17 protein-coding genes and 1 pseudogene are annotated in these 19,416 nt (G+C 68.6%); 13 read left to right on the top strand and 5 right to left on the bottom strand.

Annotation, left to right across the window (positions count from 1 at the left end; genetic code table 11):
- The 3 genes from AC1DXK_RS25550 to AC1DXK_RS25540 form a co-directional block, all read right to left on the bottom strand.
- On the bottom strand, positions 1–278 hold a 278-nt coding region (locus AC1DXK_RS25550; protein ID WP_477299404.1), incomplete at its 3' end, for a calcium-binding protein.
- A 1,049-nt stretch (positions 279–1,327) separates the two neighbouring features.
- Positions 1,328–3,100: a type I secretion system permease/ATPase gene (locus tag AC1DXK_RS25545; RefSeq protein ID WP_457108596.1), complete on the bottom strand. Its 1,773-nt coding sequence runs from the start codon at positions 3,098–3,100 to the stop codon at positions 1,328–1,330.
- 208 nt (positions 3,101–3,308) lie between these two features.
- Positions 3,309–4,118, bottom strand: coding sequence for a hypothetical protein (locus tag AC1DXK_RS25540; protein ID WP_477299403.1), 810 nt, complete (start codon positions 4,116–4,118; stop codon positions 3,309–3,311).
- A gap of 392 nt (positions 4,119–4,510) precedes the next feature.
- On the opposite strand from AC1DXK_RS25540, the gene AC1DXK_RS25535 reads away from it, so the two are divergent.
- From AC1DXK_RS25535 to AC1DXK_RS25525, 3 genes are all read left to right on the top strand, one after another.
- Positions 4,511–4,843: a hypothetical protein gene (locus AC1DXK_RS25535; RefSeq protein ID WP_457108598.1), complete on the top strand. Its 333-nt coding sequence runs from the start codon at positions 4,511–4,513 to the stop codon at positions 4,841–4,843.
- Positions 4,779–5,867, top strand: a complete 1,089-nt coding sequence (locus AC1DXK_RS25530; RefSeq protein ID WP_457108594.1) for a M23 family metallopeptidase — start codon at positions 4,779–4,781, stop codon at positions 5,865–5,867. Before AC1DXK_RS25535 ends, AC1DXK_RS25530 begins: the two co-directional genes overlap by 65 nt.
- Positions 5,868–6,044: 177 nt before the next feature.
- Positions 6,045–7,397 carry an HlyD family type I secretion periplasmic adaptor subunit gene (locus AC1DXK_RS25525; RefSeq protein ID WP_457108593.1) on the top strand — a complete coding sequence of 451 codons (1,353 nt, stop codon included), beginning with the start codon at positions 6,045–6,047 and terminating at the stop codon, positions 7,395–7,397.
- Positions 7,398–7,466: 69 nt separating this feature from the next.
- Here the strand turns inward: AC1DXK_RS25525 and AC1DXK_RS25520 are convergent, their stop codons facing one another.
- Positions 7,467–7,979: a hypothetical protein gene (locus AC1DXK_RS25520; RefSeq protein WP_457108592.1), complete on the bottom strand. Its 513-nt coding sequence runs from the start codon at positions 7,977–7,979 to the stop codon at positions 7,467–7,469.
- A gap of 243 nt (positions 7,980–8,222) precedes the next feature.
- Here AC1DXK_RS25520 and AC1DXK_RS25515 point away from each other — a divergent pair.
- A pseudogene (locus tag AC1DXK_RS25515) lies at positions 8,223–9,085 on the top strand (IS3 family transposase); the annotation flags it as partial.
- Between the two features lie 232 nt (positions 9,086–9,317).
- On the opposite strand, the gene AC1DXK_RS25510 reads toward AC1DXK_RS25515, so the two are convergent.
- A complete protein-coding gene (locus tag AC1DXK_RS25510) occupies positions 9,318–10,373 on the bottom strand; it encodes a LacI family DNA-binding transcriptional regulator (protein ID WP_477299402.1) in 1,056 nt (351 codons plus the stop codon).
- A gap of 235 nt (positions 10,374–10,608) precedes the next feature.
- Here AC1DXK_RS25510 and AC1DXK_RS25505 point away from each other — a divergent pair, with 235 nt between their 5' ends.
- From AC1DXK_RS25505 to AC1DXK_RS25465, 9 genes are all read left to right on the top strand, one after another.
- Positions 10,609–11,391, top strand: a complete 783-nt coding sequence (locus AC1DXK_RS25505) for an ABC transporter permease (protein ID WP_457108590.1) — start codon at positions 10,609–10,611, stop codon at positions 11,389–11,391.
- A complete protein-coding gene (locus AC1DXK_RS25500) occupies positions 11,388–12,179 on the top strand; it encodes an ABC transporter permease (protein WP_091782298.1) in 792 nt (263 codons plus the stop codon). The genes AC1DXK_RS25505 and AC1DXK_RS25500 overlap by 4 nt, the downstream gene beginning before the upstream one ends.
- Positions 12,180–12,188: 9 nt before the next feature.
- Positions 12,189–12,974 carry an ABC transporter ATP-binding protein gene (locus AC1DXK_RS25495; protein WP_477299401.1) on the top strand — a complete coding sequence of 262 codons (786 nt, stop codon included), beginning with the start codon at positions 12,189–12,191 and terminating at the stop codon, positions 12,972–12,974.
- A 32-nt stretch (positions 12,975–13,006) separates the two neighbouring features.
- The gene (locus AC1DXK_RS25490; RefSeq protein ID WP_457108588.1) at positions 13,007–14,131 is read left to right on the top strand and encodes an ABC transporter substrate-binding protein; all 1,125 of its coding nucleotides are present in this window, start codon (positions 13,007–13,009) and stop codon (positions 14,129–14,131) included.
- A 129-nt stretch (positions 14,132–14,260) separates the two neighbouring features.
- The gene (gene hpsN, locus AC1DXK_RS25485) at positions 14,261–15,574 is read left to right on the top strand and encodes a sulfopropanediol 3-dehydrogenase (protein WP_457108587.1); all 1,314 of its coding nucleotides are present in this window, start codon (positions 14,261–14,263) and stop codon (positions 15,572–15,574) included.
- Entirely contained in the window at positions 15,571–16,338 is a 768-nt protein-coding gene (locus AC1DXK_RS25480) for an SDR family NAD(P)-dependent oxidoreductase (RefSeq protein ID WP_457108586.1), read from the top strand. Before hpsN ends, AC1DXK_RS25480 begins: the two co-directional genes overlap by 4 nt.
- A 25-nt stretch (positions 16,339–16,363) precedes the next feature.
- Entirely contained in the window at positions 16,364–17,374 is a 1,011-nt protein-coding gene (locus tag AC1DXK_RS25475; RefSeq protein ID WP_457108585.1) for an alcohol dehydrogenase catalytic domain-containing protein, read from the top strand.
- A gap of 340 nt (positions 17,375–17,714) precedes the next feature.
- Positions 17,715–18,485 (top strand): ABC transporter ATP-binding protein, encoded by a 771-nt coding sequence (locus tag AC1DXK_RS25470; RefSeq protein WP_457108845.1) that lies wholly within the window; start codon positions 17,715–17,717, stop codon positions 18,483–18,485.
- Complete coding sequence (locus tag AC1DXK_RS25465; RefSeq protein ID WP_457108844.1) at positions 18,478–19,416, top strand: ABC transporter permease; 939 nt, start codon at positions 18,478–18,480, stop codon at positions 19,414–19,416. Before AC1DXK_RS25470 ends, AC1DXK_RS25465 begins: the two co-directional genes overlap by 8 nt.

Raw genomic sequence — 19,416 nt, 5'->3', positions numbered from 1 at the left:
GTGTCGTCACCCTTGCCGCCGTAGAGGTGGTCGTTGCCGGCCCCGCCCTGGATGGTGTCGTTGCCCTTGCCGCCGTAGACGGTGTCGTCACCCTTGCCGCCGTAGAGGTGGTCGTTGCCGGCCCCGCCGTAGATGGTGTCGTTACCCTTGCCACCGTAGACGGTGTCGTTGCCACCGCCGCCGTAGACGGTGTCGTTGCCACCGCCACCGTAGATGGTGTCGTTGCCTTCGCCGCCGTAGATGGTGTCGTTGCCAGGGGTGCCGTAGATCTTAGCCATGTCCGTTACTCCGTCATTTGTGGGGCGATGCCTCGCCGCCCAATGGTTTCTCTATGGATCGCGCAGTTTTTTCTGCGCTATGCGAGACTTGATCCGGAGGGTTCCCCGTCGAAGTCGAATTCGTTTTACGATGACGTCGGGGCGGATACCGTGATGAAGATCACAATGGACCGCTCGGCGACTGAGTGGAGGATCATTCCCGGCCTCCCTGCGTGTCGCCGGATCGAGCCTCGGCCTCTTGAGCCCGGTACCATCCGGCTGCCTCGCCTTCAGCGCCGCTCAAAGGAGTTCTTCTCAAGGGTCCGGTCGACGGACGCCCAGATGATGCATGTCGAGCCGCACGATCCCCGCAAGGAGCGTCCAGGCATCGACGTCGACGCCGCATCCCGTCTGCGTCCCGCCTTTACCAGATGTGAATTTCTGCATCGCTAAATTTGCATTCTACTGCGAATGCCTTTCAACGTGATCTAATTATGCGGCAATTATGGCGAAATAATCAGTAATTATAGCGATAAAGATCCGGTCAGGCGCGTGTTTCCCGTTGTGCCCGCCGCTCGGCCGATGCAGCAGTCTCTCAATCGACCGCTCTGCCGTCGACCCGTACTGATTCACTGGCCCTCGCCTCGGAAGCCTCCAGGCGGGGCGGCGGGCATTGCAATCGCTCCGGACCCTCGAGCCGTCTTCCCGTTCCGTAGCCCGACCCGCCGTCCCGTTTTCCGTTCTGGACAGGTCTCGATCGGCGCGGAGGCAATCCGAAGTGTCGAGAGATGTCGGCACCGCGAGGACAGGCGCGCGATCGCTGGTTCGACGCAGGTCGCCGTCACCATAGACCGATGCCGCGGCCGCCGCGTGGCTCAGCCGACACCGCCCCTCGACAGCAGGGCGCGGCCTTCGGACGGCGCGCCGCCGGGCCGGACATCACGGCCGCCCTCCCGACCGTGCCCTCGCCAAAAAGGAGCGGGCAGCCCGGATCACCGGACCACCCGCTCAGAGGACCTTCCAAGGCGGCCTCGTCGCATCCCCGCTTCTTCGCCGGAAGCCGGACGATGTCAGGCGCTCTCCTTCACGATGTGCATCGGCGGATGGTGCGCCGTCGTGCGGCCAGGACCGGCATCGGGCCGCGCGCTCTTCACCTCGCCGCCTGACTGGCCTCGAATCTTGCGGAGCACTTCGTCTTTGGTCCCGAAGGCCGCGACCTGTCCGGCCTCGATCGTCAGCATCAGGTCGACGGCAGTCAGTGCACTCATCCGGTGGGCCACGATGATGACGATGCCGCCGCGAGCCCGGACGCTGAGAATCGCTCGGGTCAAGGCCGCGTCTCCCTCGCCATCGAGGTTGGCGTTCGGTTCATCGAGGACGAGGAGGAAAGGCGAGCCGAACAGGGCGCGGGCGAGGCCGATGCGCTGCCGTTGGCCGCCCGACAGGCCCGTGCCACCGTCGCCCAACACCGTATCATAGCCCTCCGGCAGGCTTTCGATCAGCTGGTTGACCCCCGCCTGTCGCGCGGCCTCTTCGATTTCGGCACGGTCCGCGTGGGGCGCGAAGCGGGCGATGTTCTCCGCCACCGTGCCGGCGAAGAGCGAGACTTCCTGCGGAAGGTATCCGACGTGGCGTCCGAAATCCGCGGCCTGCCACTGGGAGATCGGCACACTATCGAGCCAGACCGTTCCTCGGGCCAGAGGCAGGATGCCGACAAGCGCCCGGACCAGGGTCGACTTGCCGGATCCGCTCGGGCCGGTGACGGCGAGCGCTTGCCCCGCCTTCAGGCTGAACCGCACCTCCTTCACCGTGAGGCGCGTGCTTCCGGGGGGAGCCACACTCACGCCCTCCACCTTGAGCACCTGCACGGGCGCCGGCAGGGCAGAGGTGGGCCGCACGGCCGACGCCTTGGTGATCGCGTCGGCGAGCCGGCTCCAGCTCTGCTGCGCGGCGATGACCCCTTTCCAGTTCGCGATCGTCGCATCGAGCGGCGCCAGGGCGCGGCCGAGCAGGATCGACGAGGCGATGATGATGCCAGGCGAACTCTGGCCGCGGATCACCAGAAAGGCGCCGAGCGCCAAGACGCCCGACTGCAGCGCCATGCGGGCTGCCTTCGAGACAGCGCTCGAAGCGCCCGCGACGTCGCTCATGCGCTGCTGCGCCAGGAGGTACTGGGTGTGCGCATCGTGCCACCGGGCCGCAAAGTGGCCCTGCATGCCCATGGCGATCAGGACGTCGGCGTTGCGGCAACTGGCCTCCGTCACGCTGCTCCGGCGCTGACTGTGCTCGGTCGCGACTTTCGACGGGCCGCGCGTGAGGCGGTCTGCGACGAGGGTGATCACGACGAGGAGGACCGCTCCCAACACGGTGGCGAAGCCGATCAGGGGATGAAACAGGAAGCAGATGATGAAGTAGAGCGGCATCCAGGGCAGGTCGCAGAGTGCCGTCGGTGCCGAGCCTCCGAGGAAGCCGCGCACCTGATCGAGATCCCGCAGGGGCATCTGGCTGTTGGTGGCCGCCCCGGTTTCCAGAGGACCGCGCACCAGCGCCTCGAAGACGCGGGGGCTGAGGCATTCATCGAGGACGGCGCCGACCCGGCTCAGGATGCGGCCCCTGAGCGCCTCGAGGGCGCTCTGGAACGCGTAGAGCATCAAAGCCAGGAGGACGAGACCGACGAGGGACGGCACCGACCGGCTCGGGAGGACACGGTCGGAGATCAGCAACATGAAGAACGAGGCTGTCAGGTAAAGGATGTTGAGTAGTCCGCTGGTGACGATGAGGCTGGCCAGGGCCGAGCGGCAGCTCGACAGCGCCGCGCCGAGTTCGACGGAAGCCGGTTTCATCGCGCATCGCCCCTCTGTTGAATGGTCTGACCGAAGGTGCCTGGAAGCCCCGGGCTGTAGACTTCCGAAATCGAGCGGCCAGCCCGGCCCGCATGCCTCAATCTGCAATCGACGGGGCCGAGAATCCGTGAGCAGGCTCACACAGGCAGAATGTGACGCGTGTTTAGCCGGACCACGTGCGCGCCTGACCAGCCTCATCGAGTTGCGCTCAGGCGGCCATCGGGCACTTGGCGGCTGAACGCGTCGCCTTCCGGTCCGTGCGCGGAACGAGCAATTGTTCGGGCCGGCGTTTCTTGGCCCTTTCGAACAGCGCGTAGGTGCGATTCACGTAGTTCGTGACGCCGCTGATATCGTCGATGTAGCGCTGCACCTGTGGCGTGATCTCCGCCTCCACGAGGCGCGTCGCCTTCGAGGGATCAAGCGTGTCGAAGCGGACATAGAACCAGGGCTGGCCGCGGCGCAGGATCAGGTTCTTCGACGTATCGTGCCACTCGAAGGCCCACATCAAAGGGCGCGGCCAGATGTGGACCGGGAAGCGCCCGCTGATCAGCGTTCCTGGAAGTGAGTCGGATTGGTAGTCGAGAAACGGTGGCAGTTGGTTGATGTAGGCGACCTCGTCCGAGAGGAAGAGGTAGGGCGTGATGATCTGAAGGATCGGCCGCTTGGGGTGGCGCCACTCGGCCGGGTTCACGATGCTGACCATCTGACCGATGTGCTTGGGGCGGATCGTGCTGCGAGCGCCGTCCACATTCTCCAGGACCGGGTCGCGGCCCTCCGCCAAGTTGATGCGCAGATGGAGGTCGATGGGGCACCGGATCACGATGTGGCGGGCGTCGATATCAACCGCTGCCGGGCAGCCTTGGACCGATTTGGCTGACGCTGCCCGGCCGAGGTCTCGCCGGAACGGCTCCGGGTCGTCCCAGATGAGGGCCGCCTTGGTATCGGTGATGGTCCAGCCCACTTCGGTGACACGCTTGGACGGCTGCGCCCGGAGTTTCTTCTTCAGGAATTCGAACATGACCAGTCTCCTCGAGAAGGCTTCGGCGACCGCATCGCGGGGACGGGTTTGCGTCTGCCGCGTGTCGTAAGACCGGTATGAACCGTCCGTCCCGCGGTGGACTGTGATCGGGATCACGTCGGCTCCGCCGGTCTCCCGCGACCGGTGGGTCCCGGCTCTGCCGGGCTGTGCGGACGGGGGGCCTCGAGCCCGGCCGCCAGCAAAGGCAGACGGCTGCGCGATCCGGTCGGCAGGGCGCCTGTCCGGCGCACCGGCTTCGGTGATCTCGCTCACAGTCGCCGATCCGAAAGGGTGGAACATTCAGGGCCAGATCAGGAGCAGGCGAACTGCCCCTGAGGCCGCCGGATCCCCTCGAGAGGCCGCGTGCCGCTACCGCACAGGGAACCCGAGCGATGGAAGTCGAAACCCTCGAACGTCCCGCGTCCCTCAAGGTCTGGCACGAAGGAGCGGCACGCTTCCTCTCAAGGCATCCCAAGCGGTTCGACAGCCTGCGCGAAGCGATCGCCGCGGCGGCTGCCGTCCTGAGTCATCCCGATCGGCACCCCTGGATCGTCACTGCAGATGGCGACCTGCTGCCCCCGAACTGGATCCGCGGGAGCCTCAAGCGGGCCATTCCGGCCGGTCCTGGCAGCGGCGACGCCCGCGGCGGGGCGCGGGGCGATGTCGCCGGGAGTTTCAGCGCTTCGCCCGGGCAAGGCCGAGACATCCGTCTCGGATGCACCTGAGACCATCGAGCTGGGAATCTTGGAAAGCGAGCCGAACATGCCAGCGTTGCGCGTCTTCGCCTGCATCCTTGCCGCGACTCTCGGGTCGACGCGCGCAGGTGCCAATTCTCTCCAACTGCAGCTTCCGCTCGCCTGCGATCCGGGCCGAACCTGCTTCGTCCAGTACTATGTTGATCGCGACTCCGGTCCCGAGGCTCGCGACTTCACTGGCGGTTCACAGACCTACGATCGGCATGACGGCACAGACTTCCGCCTTACTTCATCCGTCACCGCGGCCGGACCGCTCGGCGCTGTTCGGGCGGCAGCTGCCGGCACTGTACTCCGCATCCGCATCGACGCCCCCGACGTCTCGGTTCGCGAGACTGGGATGGCGAAGGTAGCGGGCGCCGAATGCGGAAACGGTCTCGTCATCGCACATGCGAAATCATACGAGACCCAGTATTGCCATCTGGCGCAGGGCAGCGTGACGGTGCGACCCGGCGAAGCCGTGGCGGCCGGCCAAGTCATCGGTCATGTCGGCCTCTCCGGCGCAACGGAGTTTCCACATCTCCATTTCACCGTTCGCCTCGCCGGTCGGCCCGTTGACCCCTTCGCAATTGACGGTTCAGCGCATCCGGGCCGCCATGCGAGCCTCTGGGATGAAGCGGTCCGCGCAAGCCTTCACTACCGGGCCGGGACGGTCCTCAATTCCGGCTTCTCCGACGGACCCGTGACGATGGCCGCCGTCGAGGCCGAGGCTGCCGGTCCCCTCCGCGCTCGCGCTGAGACCCTGGTCGCCTGGGTCCGGGCGATCAGCCTGGAGGCCGGAGACGTGCAGCGTCTCGTCGTCCGGACTCCGGACGGACAGATCCTCGCTCAGAACCAGTTGCCGCCCCTCGCCAACCCGCGTGCGCAATCCCTGATCTTCACAGGGCGGCGGCGTCCGGCCGACGGCTTTCGCGCGGGAACCTACGAGGCAACCTTCGAGGTCGTCCGCGGCGGCCGGGTGGTCATCAATCACCGCTTCGTCGGGACGCTGCCCTAGCGCCTTGCCGGAATGGACCCCGATCCGCTGCGTGACCTGCCTCACGGACGCGCGGCGCCGCCGTGCGACAACATCTCTTCCAGTCGAGACCGCTCTGCAACCGCAGCGCCGGTCCGCCGCGCACCCGCCCGTCGCGTCGGGATGTCGTGCCCACGTCAAATCCCAGGAGGGGACCGGATGCCCACCGCCATTCCGATGCGCGTCACCGCAGAGCATGCATCGCCGCCCCTGGGTCATGCGTCCCGGGCGGCGATCCGGCGACAGGTCCGCTTCACGGCCCTGTTGGTTGCGACGCTCGTCGGCGGTGTCGGCGGGTGGGCGAGCTTCACGCAGATCGGCGGCGCAGTCATCGCGTCCGGAAGGCTCGTGGTCGAGAGCGACGTGAAGAAGGTTCAGCATCCAATCGGCGGGATCGTCGGCGAGTTGCGCGTGCGCGAAGGCGAGCACGTCAGGGCCGGCGACATCTTGGTCCGGCTGGACGAGACGCAGCCAAGGGCGATCCTCGACACTGTTCTCCGCGCGATGGACGCGCTCGCCGCCAAGCGGACGCGCGAGGAGTCGGAACGCGATGGCGACATCGCCCTCAACTTCCCCTCCGATCTCCAGGCCCGAGCTTCCTCGGACGACGCGGTCGCCCGCCTCATCGACAGCGAGACCCGCCTGTTCCTTGCGCGCAGTAAGGCACGGCAGGGTCGCAAGGCCCAGCTGCGCGAACGCATTGCCCAGCTCAGTCAAGAGATCGCAGGGATCAACGATCAGATGGCCGCGAAGTCGCGGGAAGTCTCCGCTGTGGATCAGGAGCTGAAGGGCATCCGCGAGCTTTGGCTTAAGAACCTGATCCAGCTCCCCCGCCTGACGTCCCTCGAGCGCGAAGCTGCGAGACTCGAAGGGGACCGCGGCCGATTCGCCGCCTCGATCGCGCAGACCAAGGGCAAGATCAACGAGGTCGAGCTGCAGATCATGCAGATCGACGAGGACATGCGGAACGAGGTGAGCAGGGACCTGACGGAGATTCGAAGCAAATGGTCGGAATACGAGGAGAAGCGGACGGCCGCCCTCGATCAGCTGAGACGAACCGATCTTCGGGCGCCACAGGATGGGGTCGTTCATCAGATGACGGTGCACACGGTGGGCGGCCTCGTGACTCCGAACGAACCCGCCATGCTGATTGTCCCCGAGTCAGACGAGCTGGCAGTCGAAGTTCGGGCGGAGCCGAAGGATATTGACCACGTGCAGATCGATCAGCTCGCGACTCTGCGCTTCTCGGCGCTCAATCAGCGCACGACACCGGAGATCAACGGGCTTGTGGATCGCGTAGCGGCGGACGTGACGCAGGACCCGAAGTCGGGCCTGAGCTTCTACAAGGTGCGTATCCGGGTCTCCGATGCCGAGCGCGCGCGCTTGGGTGAGATTCGTCTCGTGCCGGGCATGCCGGTCGACGCCTTTCTCAAGACCGGCGACCGCACGGTGCTGTCTTATCTGACGAAGCCGCTGATGGATCAGATCAGCAAAGCTTGGCGGGACCGATGAGTGGCTGTCGTCTCTTGCTTCGAGACGAATTGGCTTGCTCAGGAACGGAGGCTCCGAGCGGCGTACGGCTCAAACGCTGATGTCGACTACGCGTTCTTGCAACGCGCGGAGCTCCCGATCGTCCACTGGCGCTCGGGCGGCAGCGTCGTCGGACTTGGGCACCGGCATCGTGACGGTATACAGCCCCGCTCGGTGTTCGATCGCAGCTTCTGCTCTTGCTGATTGGATCATCTCCGTCGCCTTCACGGGTCCAACGGCGTTGATCGAGGTGGTGATCGTCATGGCTCGGATCTCCCTGCCGAGGAGCTGAGCACACACCTGATGATCGAACGATTTCGCCGATACGTTCAACTCGACGCTTCGGCAAGTCCAAGCCGAAACGCGGCCTGGCACCGCGTGCGTGATTTCACCCGAGGCGCCGCTTGGTCGAAACGCGACCAAACCCACGCTGGCCGACTCGATGGCAAGGTTCAGCAACCGGAGCTGGGCTTCTCGCAGATCGGACGCATGTCCCTGGGCCTGTCGGAGAGCGACAGCACCAACAGCGATCAGCGCGATTGGAACGATGACACTGACGGACATCGGACGCTCCTGGCGCGCTCACGATGTCCGCCTGAACCACAATTTGCCGCTTAGGCTCGTTCACGAATGGTCGTTATCTGGGCACCCGAGCATCCGGGCGTCGACGTCTTCGAGGGGCGTGCTGATCCGGTGGCAGCCGCAGCGTGACCTGACCGGCTGGCTTTGGACCGGGCTGATTGAGAGGATCAGCCAGGACCAGAGGAGTGGAACGCGCGGCGAGGTCAGAAGACGAGCGCGGAGCAGGTGGTACTGAAGCTGCGCCAGATCGAGGTGCAGACGGCCCAGGGCAAGAGCTTGGCGCTGGCGTGCAAAGAGGCGGAGATCTCCGAGCAAAGCTACTACCGCTGGCGCAAGGAGTACGGCGGCCTCCAGGTCGACCAGGCCAGGAAGATGCAGGACCTGGAGCGCGAAAACGCGCGGCTGCGCCGGCTCGTGGCTGACCTGTCCTTGGAAAAGCAGGTGTTGGCGGATGTCGCCTCGGGAAACTTATAGCCCCCGAGGGACGCCGGCAGGCGGTGGATGGCATCCGGGAGAAGTACGGCCTCTCGGAACGTCGCGCCTGCCGGATCGTCGGCCAGCACCGAGGCACGCGGCGCTACGTGCCCACACTGCCGGCCGACGAGGATGCGCTGACCCAGGCCATCATCGCCCTGGCGTCCGAGTACGGGCGCTCTGGCTACCGCCGTGTCACGGCTCTGCTGCAGGCAGACGGCTGGCGGGAGGGCGAGGACCGGGTTCAGCGTATCTGGCGTCGCGAGGGGTTGAAGATCCCGCAAAGGCACCGACCACGCAGCCGGCTTTGGCTGAACGACGGCTCGTGCGTGCGGCTGCGTCCGCTCTACCGCAATCACGTCTGGAGCTTCGACTTCGTGCAGGCTCAGACCCACGACGGTCGGAGCCTGCGCATCCTAACGCTGATCGACGAGCATAGCTGGACGTGCCTGGCGCTGAAGGTGGCGCGGCGGATCAACGGCATGGGTCTGATTGAGGCGCTGGCCGACGCCATGTGCCTTCATGGCATCCCGAAGCACATCCGCTGCGACAACGGCCCTGAGGTGATCTCAAAGGCGCTGCGCAAATCGGCTGCGAAGACCGGCCCGCAGATTCACAGAGCATTTCACACAGACGGCCAGACCAACTATGATAGTAGGAGGCAAAAAAGTCGAGTGCACAGAACGTATTGTGTAGTGCGCTTTTGTCTACTTTGTCTCGTGGCGGCCCTTTCACGGCGAAAGCACGGGTTCGATTCCCGCAGGGCGCGCCAGCAAAATCAAGCACGTAGCTTGTGTTGGCCGCGGGTATGTCCACGCCTGTCCCTATGGGCACCGAGATGTTCGGTCACGTGACGCCGGGCTGAGGCACTGCGACCGGCTGACCGGTGGGCATCGGCAGCGGTCCAGACGAACGACGCTCGATCAGCTCGATGGGCATCTCCGTCCGGCGCGCGCGCGATTCCCCGCGCAGGCGGGCCAGCAGATGCTCGGCGACCTCCCGTCCAAGCTCCGCGGTCGGAAGATGAATCGTCGTCAGGGACGGCGCGATGTGGCTCGCGATCTCAAGATTGTCGATCCCGACGACCGACAGATCGCGGGGAACGACCAAGCCGCGCTGTTCGGCCTCGAGAAGCACGCCGACGGCAAGGAGATCATTGCCGCACACCACGGCCGTCGGCGGCTCAGCCAGCCCCAAGAGTTGCAGGAGGCCGGCCCGGCCGCCGGCGAGGGAGAAGGGCTGCTGCGATACCCGGGCGTTCGAAAGGTCCAGCCCCTCCGCCGCGAGAGCCCGCCGCACGCCGTCGATGCGCAGGCGCGCACGGTCGTTGGCCTGGGTGAAGCCTGAGACCACGCCGAACCGGCGGTGACCTTTGGCGAGCAGGTGCCGGGCCGCGAGATAGCCCGCCTCCGCGYTGTCGAAGCCGATCGAGTCGAGCCGGTCATCGAAGGACCACGTCAGCACCACCGGGATCGGCGCCTCGGTGATGAGAGCCCAGGTCTCGGGCAGGTGGTCCGCGCCGACAAGCATCAGGGCGTCGACCCCGCGACCGAGCATGGACCGGACGAGGGCAGCCTCCTCCGCGGCCGCGTATTCGTGCGCCGCGATCAGGAGCTGATAGCCGTTACGGACCAGGGTCGTCTGCAGCGCCTGGACCGCGCGTGCGAAGATCGAGTGATCGAGCGTCGGGATGATGGCTCCGATCGTGTGCGTCCGCCCGGATGCCAGGGCCTGGGCCGGGCCGCCGGGCAGGTAGCCGAGGGATTCGGCGGCCGCGCGCACCCGGCGGATCGTGTCCGGGTGGACGATCGCGGCGCCGGCCATCGCACGCGAGGCGGTCGCCGGCGACACGCCCGCCCGCTGGGCAACCGCCTGCAATGTCGCGCGCTGCTGACGTTTCACGGCAAGTCACTCTGGGCCGGATCCCGACTGGCGCAGTGATGAATGCGCATTCATGAAAACGCAACCGCCGCAGTGGATCGCGGGCCGAAAAGGGCGGCGGCGCGCGGTGGCCGTCAGTCACGATCAAAAACCGGTGGTTGACAACACAGCCGTGACGCGCACAATGAAAGCGCATTCATTGAATGCTCATGCGATGTGTCGCGACAAGACGGCCACCGCAGCACGAGGAAACGCCGTGAAGTTCAGCCGCCGCATGTGCGTCGGCATGGCGACGCTCGTCGTCATCGCCGTCCTCTGGTACGTCGCGACCACCGGCCTCGGCCTGATCTCGGCCGGACGCTTTCCGGCACCGGGCGACGTGGAGTCGGCGGCGGTCCAGGCCCTCGTCCGGGGCTATCCCGATACGACGCTCCTCATCCACGTCCTGCACTCGCTCCGGCTCGTCGCCCTGGGCTTCGTCGTCTCGGTGGCGCTCGGCGTTCCCCTCGGCCTGCTGATGGGCTGGAACCGCACGGCCGAAGCCCTCATCAACCCCGTCTTCCTGCTGCTGCGCCCGATCCCGCCCCTCGCCTGGATCCCGCTCGCCATCCTATGGCTCGGCCTGGGCGACGAGGCCAAGGTGATGGTGATCGTCATCGCGGCGCTGCCCCCGGCGGTGATCAGCACCCAGGCCGGCGTGCGCGGGGTGCCGCCGCAGATCGTCGAGGCGGCCCAGATGCTCGGCACGCCGCGGCTGCGCTTCGTCTTCGACGTTCTGGCGCCGGCGGCAGCGCCGATGATCTTCACGGGGTTGCGGCTGGCGCTCCAGGCGAGCTGGACCACCCTGGTCGCGGCCGAGCTCGTCGGCTCGCTCGCGGGGCTCGGCTACGTCCTGAACGTCGCGCAGCAGGACCTCTACCCGGGCATGATCCTCGTCGGCATGGCCGCCGTCGGCGTGCTCGGTGCCGGCAGCACCGCGCTGCTGGGGATCGCCGAGCGCCGGGCGATCGGCTGGGCGCAACTGCGGGGGGCGGCATGATCGCCTCCCGCCAGCCCCTGCCGCTGCATCGCAGCCTGGCCCTCGGCGCCATCGGCACCCTGGCCTTCCTCGGCTTCTGGGCGTTCCTCGCCCGGTCCGGCCTCGTCTCGCCGCTGTTCCTTCCGGGACCGGTCGCCGTGGCGGAGCGCTTCGCGACCCTGACCGAGCGGCCGTTCGCGGGGGGCACGCTCCCCGCCCACGTCGCCTCCAGCCTGCAGCGGTTCCTGGTCGGCTACCTGCTCGCCGCCGCGGTCGGCGTGCCGCTCGGTCTGACGATGGGCTGGTCGCGCCTCCTCGACGACATCGTCACGCCGATCTTCGACGGGCTGCGCTTCATCGCGCCGATCGCCTGGGTGCCCTTCGCCGCCCTCTGGTTCGGCACCGGGATCGGCGGCCCGATCCTGATCATCTTCGCGGGCGCCTTTCCGCCCTGCCTGATCAACGCCTATCGCGGCGCCCGCTACATCGACGCGCGCCTGCTGGAAGCCGCCGAGATGCTCGGAACGCCGGGCTACCGGATGATCGCCGAGGTGCTCCTGCCGGCCGCCCTGCCCTCGATCGTCGCCGGCCTGCGCATCAGCGCGGGCCTGGGGTGGCAATCCCTGGTCGGCGCCGAGCTGATCGTGGCCTCGACGGGGGTCGGCTACATGATGGTGCAGGCCCAGGGGGCCGTCTCGACCGCGACCGTGATGGTCGGAATGGTCGCGATCGGCCTCGTCGGCGTGGTCATCGACGTCGCGTTGCGCACGCTCGAGACCCGCCTCCGCCGGCATCACGGACAGGCTTGAGGGGATCCGATGAGCGCAATCCGGTTCGAGCGGGTCGAGAAGAGCTTCGGGAGCAACGTCAAGGCGCTCGACGGCGTCGACCTCACGGTGGCCGACCGCGAGTTCGTGGCCATCGTCGGCGCCTCGGGTTGCGGCAAGACGACCTGCCTGCGCCTCGCGGCCGGATTCGAAGCCCCGACCGGCGGCCGGATCACCGTCGGCGGACAGCCGGTCACCGAGCCGGGTCCCGACCGCGCCGTGGTGTTCCAGCAATTCGCGCTGTTCCCGTGGAAGACCGTGGCGCAGAACATCGGGTTCGGGCTTCGCAACAAGGGCATGCCCGCCGCCGAGCGCCAGGAGCGCGTCGCCGCGGCGATCGACATGATCGGCCTCTCGAGCCACGCCGACGCCTACCCGCACCAGCTCTCCGGCGGCATGCAGCAGCGCGYCKCSATCGCCCGCGCCTACGTCCTCGAGCCCGAGGTGCTCCTCATGGACGAGCCCTTCGGCGCCCTCGACGCGCAGACCCGCGTGGTGATGCAGGAGGAACTCGTCCGCCTCGCGCGCAAGAACCCGCGCACCGTCCTGTTCATCACCCACGGCGTCGAGGAGGCCGTCTACCTCGCCGACCGGGTCGCGGTCATGACCAAGCGCCCGGGGCGGATCAAGGAGATGATCGACGTCAAGGCGGTCCGCGAAGCGGAACGCTGGGAGGATCACGCCCGCATCGAGGACGTGATGGACCTCGAATCGTTCGTCCATCTGCGGACGCACATCTGGAAATCGCTGCGTGACGAGAAGGCGGCCGGCCGATGACCGGACGGTCCGCGATCCGAGGGAGAGGCGACATGGCCGAGATTCGAGGGAACGGGTGCCGGCGCGGCCGGCGGCGGGCATGGCTCCTGCGGCGGGCATGGCTCCTGGCCGGCGCCCTGGCGCTGGCGCCGGTGGTCGCGCCGCCCCTGCGGGTGAAGGCTGCGGAGCCCGAGCGGATCGGCGTGTCCTATCAGCCGTCGCTCTACTGGGCGCTGCCCTTCTACATCGCCACGCAGAAGGGTTGGTGGAAGGAGGTCGGCCTCGAGCCGACCTTCGCCGTCTTCCCGGCCGGCGCGCCCCAGGTCGCCGCCGCGCAGGCGGGATCCTGGGATGTCGGCGGGGCCGGTTCCGTGCCGGCGATCCTCGGCGCGGCGCGCTTCGGCCTGCTGACGATCGGCCTCACCAACGACGAATCGAAGACCAACGCGCTGATGGTGCGCGCCGCACGGCACGATGCGATCCTCAAGGATCCCAAGCAGCTCGCCGGACAGAAGCTCCTCGTCACCACCAACTCCACCGCCGATTACGCCGCCCGCGCCTGCCTCCGGAAGTGGGGCCTCGGCCCGCGCGAGATGCGCTTCGTCAACCTCGGACAGGCGCAGATCATCTCGGCGATGATCGCAGATGCCGGCGAGGTGGTCGGCGTCTGGGCTCCCAACACCTACACGCTGGAGGAGAAGGCCGGCGCGCAGGTTCTGTGCAGCGGGGCCGACGCCGACGCCATGGTGCCCGGCGCCCTGATCACCCGCGCCGACTTCGCCAAGGCGCATCCGGACGCGGTCGCCAAGTTCCTCGCGGTCTATCTCCGGGCCTGGGGCTGGGCCAAGGCGAATCCCAGGGAGGCGCACGACATGGCCAAGCGCTTCTACGCCGAGGGCGGCGTCGAGGCGTCCGACCACGCCATCGACCAGGAATTCGCGCTGCGCCCGACCTACGCCCTCGACGCGCAGCTCGAGGCGATGGCGCGCGGGGCCGGCCCCTCGCAGGTCGACGGCTGGTTCTCGCGGATCGGCACGTTCATGGCCGAGGTCGGCACCATCCCGCAGGTCCCCGATGCCAAGGGATACATCGACGACGCCTTCATGAAGCGCGTGGCAGCCGATCCGAAGCTCCGGGCCTTCGCCACGGAGTTCGACGCGGCCGCAGCCCCGCACTGAGCGCGAGCGGTCGCCGGGCGCGCAGCGCGGCCGCCAGAGGGGCCGGCCCGCGCCGTGGCGGACCCGGCTCCGCCCTCCCGAAGGGCGCCGTCTGAATTCGTTCGAGACATCCGCAAAGAGGCAGGGATCATGACGATCGACTACGCGAAGCGGGCGACCAAGACGCCCGAGACCGAGACCGACGCGGCGCGGCAGGTCGTGACGGAGATGCTCGCCGCCATCGAGGCGAGGGGCGAGGAGGCGGTCCGGGACTATGCCCGTTCCCTCGACCGCTGGACCGGCGAGATCGTCGTGACCCCCGAGGAGATCGCCCGGCGCACGAAGGACATCCCCGAGCGCGTCAAGGCGGACATCGCCTTCGCGGCGGGACAGGTGCGGCGCTTCGCCGAGGCCCAGCGCGACAGCGTCCAGGACTTCTCGGTGGAGCTGGTGCCGGGCCTCGTCACCGGCCAGAAGCTCGTCCCCTGCAACGTCGCGGGGTGCTACGTGCCCACCGGGCGCTACGCCCACATCGCCTCGGCCTACATGTCGGTGGCCACCGCCAAGGCGGCGGGCGTCCCGACGGTCGTGGCCTGCTCGACGCCCTTCCGCGGCGAGGGCATCCACCCCTACGTGCTCTACGCGATGCAGGTGGCCGGCGCCGACGTGATCATGACGCTGGGCGGCGTCCAGGCGATCGCCGCGATGGCCTTCGGGCTGTTCACCGGAAAGCCCGCCGACATCATCGTCGGGCCGGGCAACAAGTACGTGGCCGAGGCCAAGCGGATGCTGTTCGGCCGCGTCGGCATCGACGTCTTCGCGGGTCCCTCCGAGGTGGGAATCATCGCCGACGAGACCGCCGACCCGGCGCTCGTGGCCTCGGACCTCGTCGGCCAGGCCGAGCACGGGCACGAGAGCCCGGCTTGGCTGTTCACCACCTCGCGTGCCCTCGCGGACGACGTGATCGCGCGGATGCCGGCGCTGATCGACGCCTTGCCGCCCACGGCGCGGGACGCCGCCGCCGCCGCGTGGCGCGACTACGGCGAGGTGGTGGTGTGCGGGAGCCGCGAGGAGATCGTCGCCGTCTCCGACCGCTACGCGAGCGAGCACCTGGAGGTCCACGCCGCCGACCTCGACTGGTGGCTCGCGCAGCTCAGCAATTACGGTTCGCTGTTCCTCGGCGAGGAGACCACGGTCGCCTTCGGCGACAAGACCTCCGGCCCGAACCACATCCTCCCGACCAAGTACGCCGCCCGGTATTCCGCCGGGCTGTCCGTGCACAAGTTCCTGCGGCCGCTGACGTGGCAGCGCATGGACCGGGAGGCCTGCAAGACCATCGCCCAGGCCACGGCCCGGATCTCGCGCCTGGAGGGCATGGAGGCCCATGCCCGCACGGCCGACCACCGGCTCGCGAAGTATTTCCCCGGCCACGGCCTCGATCTCGGCGAGGCGGTGACCGCATGACCTTCCGCCTGACACGGCTGTTCGACCTGACCGGGCGGACGGCCCTGGTGACGGGGGGCAATTCCGGGCTCGGGCTGGCGCTGGCCCGGGCGCTGGGCCTCGCCGGGGCCGGGCTGATCCTGACCGCCCGCCGCGAGGCCGACCTCGCGGCGGCGGCCGAGGACCTGCGGGGGGAGGCGATCGCCAGCGAGGTCCTGCCCGCCGATCTCGCGGAGCCCGCCGCGGTCGCCGACCTCGTCGCTCGGCTCGGCGGCCGGCCGGTCGACATCCTCGTGAACGCCGCGGGAATGAACCTGCGCCAACCCTTCGCGGCCGTGACGGCGGAGGCCTTCGACCGGCACATGGCTCTGCACGTGCGCGCGCCCTTCCTGCTGACCCAGGCCCTCGCGCCCGGGATGGCGGCGCGCGGATACGGGCGGATCATCAACGTCGCCTCCCTGCAATCCTACCGGGCCTTTCCGGACTCCGCGCCCTACGGGGCCGCCAAGGGGGCGGTGGTGCAGCTCACCCGCGCCATCGCGGAAGCGTGGTCGGCGCGCGGCGTGACCTGCAACGCGATCGCGCCCGGCTTCTTCCCGACGCCGCTGACGCAGGCGGTGTTCGCCGATGCCGAGCGCGCGGCCCGCAACGCCGCCCAGACGGCCTGCGGCCGCAACGGCGAACTCACCGACCTCTACGGCGCGGCGGTCTTCCTCGCCTCCGAGGCCTCCGCCTACGTCACCGGGCAGACCCTGCCGGTCGACGGGGGATTCACCGCCAAATGAACGCCCGCCTGTCCGAGGCCCCGCGATGAAAGCGCTGATCTACACCGGGCCGAACGCGCTCATCGTCGACGACGTGCCGGTTCCCGTGCCGGGGGCCGGCGAGGTGCTGGTGCGGGTCGAGGCGGTCGGCATCTGCGGTTCCGACATGCACGCCTATCACGGTCACGATGCCCGCCGCCCCGCCCCGCTGATCCTCGGCCACGAGGCCGCCGGACGGGTCGCGGAGGGGCCGCGGGCCGGCGCGCGCGTGGCGGTGAATCCGCTGGTCACCTGCGGACACTGCCCGGCCTGCGAATCCGGGCGCACGCACCTGTGCCCGAGCCGGCAGATCCTCTCGATGCCCCCGCGCCCAGGGGCCTTCGCGGACTACGTCTGCGTCCCCGAGAAGAGCCTCGTGCCGATCCCGGACGCGCTGTCGACCACGCACGCCGCCCTCGCCGAGCCGCTCGCCGTCGCCTACCACGCCGTCAACCAGGGGGCGCGGCTTCTCGGCCGCCCTCTGGCGGGGGCGCGGTGCGTCGTGCTGGGCGGCGGCGCGATCGGTTTCGGGTCGGGTCTGGTCCTGGCCATGCAGGGTGCGGGCGAGGTCGTCATCATCGAGCCGAATCCCGAGCGGCGCACCGAAGCCGCGCGCGGCCTCCCGACGGCCCGCTGCCGAGCGCCCGACGATGCCGCGGGTCCGGGTCCCGACAGCGCCGACCTGATCCTCGATGCCGTCGGCAGCGACGCGACGCGGGCCAAGGCGAGCCAGCTCGCCCGGCCGGGGGCGGTCATCGTGCATATCGGGCTTCTGCCCGGCGAGCGGGGCTTGGACGTGCGCAAGATCACGCTTCAGGAGATCGTCGTGTCGGGCAGCTACTGCTACACGATGCAGGAGTTCCGAGACGTGATTCGTGCGCTCGCCGATGGCCGGCTGGGTCCCCTCGATTGGGTCGAGGAGCGCCCCCTCGTCGCGGGCGCGGCTGCCTTCGCCGACATGGATGCGAGCCGCGTCGCCGCGCCGAAGCTGATCCTGCGTCCGAACACGCCGGCTTGAGAATAGGCGTCGCACGAACGGAGGGGCGTACCTGAAGCCAGGCTCGCGACGGCGGCTTCCATCGGCGAACGCGATCCTCATGCGCTCGGAGCCCGTCTGCGGGCGGGGCCTGCGCCCGGACAGGTGCGGATCGACCGATCACGGGACACGCTGCTGTTGCCAGATGTCTTATATATGATGCATTATCTCGGCGAGCCATCGCGATGCCTTGTGCGGACGGGAGTTCGGTCGCGCGGGGCTGGAGAAGCGCCGGGAAGAGCGCAGGACGGCTGAGACACGGGCCAGTGCGCGGTGCGGTCGCGTCGACACGCGGCCGAAGCCGCGGCGCGAGGGAGGATGGATGGACACGGGTCAGCCTCTTCTGGAGGTGGACGGCGTCACGCTCCGCTACAAGACGCCCGACCACCTCGTCACGGCCACCTACCGGGTGAGCTTCCGGGTCTGGCCCGGGGACCGGTTCGTGCTGCTCGGGCCGTCGGGCTGCGGGAAGTCGACGCTGCTGAAGGCGGTGGGCGGCTACATGGCGCCGACGGAGGGGGAGATCCGGCTGAAGGGGCGGCCGGTGACCGCGCCCGGCCCCGACCGGATGATGGTGTTCCAGGAATTCGACCAGCTGCTGCCGTGGAAGACGGTGCGGCAGAACGTGGTGTTCGCGCTGGAGGCCTCGGGCCGGCTCAGGGGCCGGGCGGCCCTGGAGCGGGCCAACCTGTACATCGACAAGGTCAACCTGACGAAGTTCGCCGACAGCTATCCCCACACCCTGTCGGGCGGGATGAAGCAGCGCGTGGCCATCGCCCGCGGCATGGCGATGGAGCCCGACATCCTGCTGATGGACGAGCCGTTCGCGGCGCTGGACGCGCTCACCCGGCGGCGCATGCAGGACGAGCTGCTGGCGCTGTGGGAGGGCACGCGCTTCACCGTGCTGTTCGTGACCCACTCGATCCCCGAGGCGATCAAGGTCGGCTCGCGCATCCTGCTGCTCTCGCCGCACCCGGGCGAGGTCAAGGCCGAGCTCAACAGCGCCGAGTCGCCGGAGGCGGCGCTGCGGCTGGAGAGCCGGATCCAGCACATGCTGTTCTCGGAAGAGATCGCGGAGGCCGAGAATGTCTAGCGTGCAGGCCCTGACCGGCGGCGTCCTGGGCGGCGCCCCGCTGACCGGCACGGCGCCCCGCCCATCGCCGGTGGAGGCCGGCCGGCCCGAGATCGTGCGCGAGACCGGGCACGCCCAGGGCGCGACGGTGGTGGAGAAGCCCCTGTCGCTCGCCGAGCGGCTCTACAACCAGGCTTGGCTGCGCAAGGTCGTGATCCTTGTCCTCCTGGCGGGGATCTGGGAGGCCTACGGGCGCTACCTCGACAACGACCTGCTGTTCCCGACCTTCTCGGCCACCGTGGCGGCCTTCGTCCGGGGCATCGCGGACGGCACCCTGCCGGCCCGGGCCTGGTCGTCGCTGAAGGTCCTGCTGATGGGCTACGCCGCCGGCGTCGCCCTGGCGAGCGTGCTGACGGGACTGGCGATCGCGTCGCGGATCGGGACCGACCTGCTCGAGACCCTGACGTCGATGTTCAACCCGCTGCCGGCGATCGCGCTGCTGCCCCTGGCGCTGATCTGGTTCGGGCTGGGCAACGGCAGCCTGATCTTCGTGCTGGTCCACTCGGTGACCTGGGCGATCGCGCTCAACACCCATTCCGGCTTCCTGTCGGTGAGCCGGACGCTGAAGATGGTCGGGCGCAATTACGGGCTGTCGGGACCGGGGCTGATCGGCAAGATCCTGATCCCGGCGGCGTTTCCCGCGATCCTGACCGGCCTGAAGGTCGGCTGGGCGTTCGCGTGGCGCACGCTGATCGCCGCCGAGCTGGTCTTCGGGGTGTCGTCCGGGGCGGGCGGGCTGGGCTGGTTCATCTTCGAGAACAAGAACATGCTCGACATCCCGAACGTGTTCGCCGGGCTGCTGACCGTGATCCTGATCGGCCTCGTCGTCGAGAACCTGATCTTCCAGACCATCGAGCGCCGCACCGTCCAGCGCTGGGGCATGCAGGCCTGA

It is taken from the genome of Methylobacterium sp. P3_A11, from assembly GCF_056403155.1.
The sequence above is the reverse complement of the archived record's forward strand: the minus strand, read 5'-3'. Positions and strand labels throughout refer to the sequence as shown.

What these genes read in the sequence shown, in the direction of transcription:
- AC1DXK_RS25545 (WP_457108596.1), bottom strand. Translation starts at nt 3,100, where the DNA reads ATGAAACCGGCTTCCGTCGAACTCGGCGCGGCGCTGTCGAGCTGCCGC.
- AC1DXK_RS25540 (WP_477299403.1), bottom strand. Translation starts at nt 4,118, where the DNA reads ATGTTCGAATTCCTGAAGAAGAAACTCCGGGCGCAGCCGTCCAAGCGT.
- AC1DXK_RS25535 (WP_457108598.1), top strand. Translation starts at nt 4,511, where the DNA reads ATGGAAGTCGAAACCCTCGAACGTCCCGCGTCCCTCAAGGTCTGGCAC.
- AC1DXK_RS25530 (WP_457108594.1), top strand. Translation starts at nt 4,779, where the DNA reads ATGTCGCCGGGAGTTTCAGCGCTTCGCCCGGGCAAGGCCGAGACATCC.
- AC1DXK_RS25525 (WP_457108593.1), top strand. Translation starts at nt 6,045, where the DNA reads ATGCCCACCGCCATTCCGATGCGCGTCACCGCAGAGCATGCATCGCCG.
- AC1DXK_RS25520 (WP_457108592.1), bottom strand. Translation starts at nt 7,979, where the DNA reads ATGTCCGTCAGTGTCATCGTTCCAATCGCGCTGATCGCTGTTGGTGCT.
- AC1DXK_RS25500 (WP_091782298.1), top strand. Translation starts at nt 11,388, where the DNA reads ATGATCGCCTCCCGCCAGCCCCTGCCGCTGCATCGCAGCCTGGCCCTC.
- AC1DXK_RS25490 (WP_457108588.1), top strand. Translation starts at nt 13,007, where the DNA reads ATGGCCGAGATTCGAGGGAACGGGTGCCGGCGCGGCCGGCGGCGGGCA.
- hpsN (WP_457108587.1), top strand. Translation starts at nt 14,261, where the DNA reads ATGACGATCGACTACGCGAAGCGGGCGACCAAGACGCCCGAGACCGAG.
- AC1DXK_RS25480 (WP_457108586.1), top strand. Translation starts at nt 15,571, where the DNA reads ATGACCTTCCGCCTGACACGGCTGTTCGACCTGACCGGGCGGACGGCC.
- AC1DXK_RS25475 (WP_457108585.1), top strand. Translation starts at nt 16,364, where the DNA reads ATGAAAGCGCTGATCTACACCGGGCCGAACGCGCTCATCGTCGACGAC.
- AC1DXK_RS25470 (WP_457108845.1), top strand. Translation starts at nt 17,715, where the DNA reads ATGGACACGGGTCAGCCTCTTCTGGAGGTGGACGGCGTCACGCTCCGC.
- AC1DXK_RS25465 (WP_457108844.1), top strand. Translation starts at nt 18,478, where the DNA reads ATGTCTAGCGTGCAGGCCCTGACCGGCGGCGTCCTGGGCGGCGCCCCG.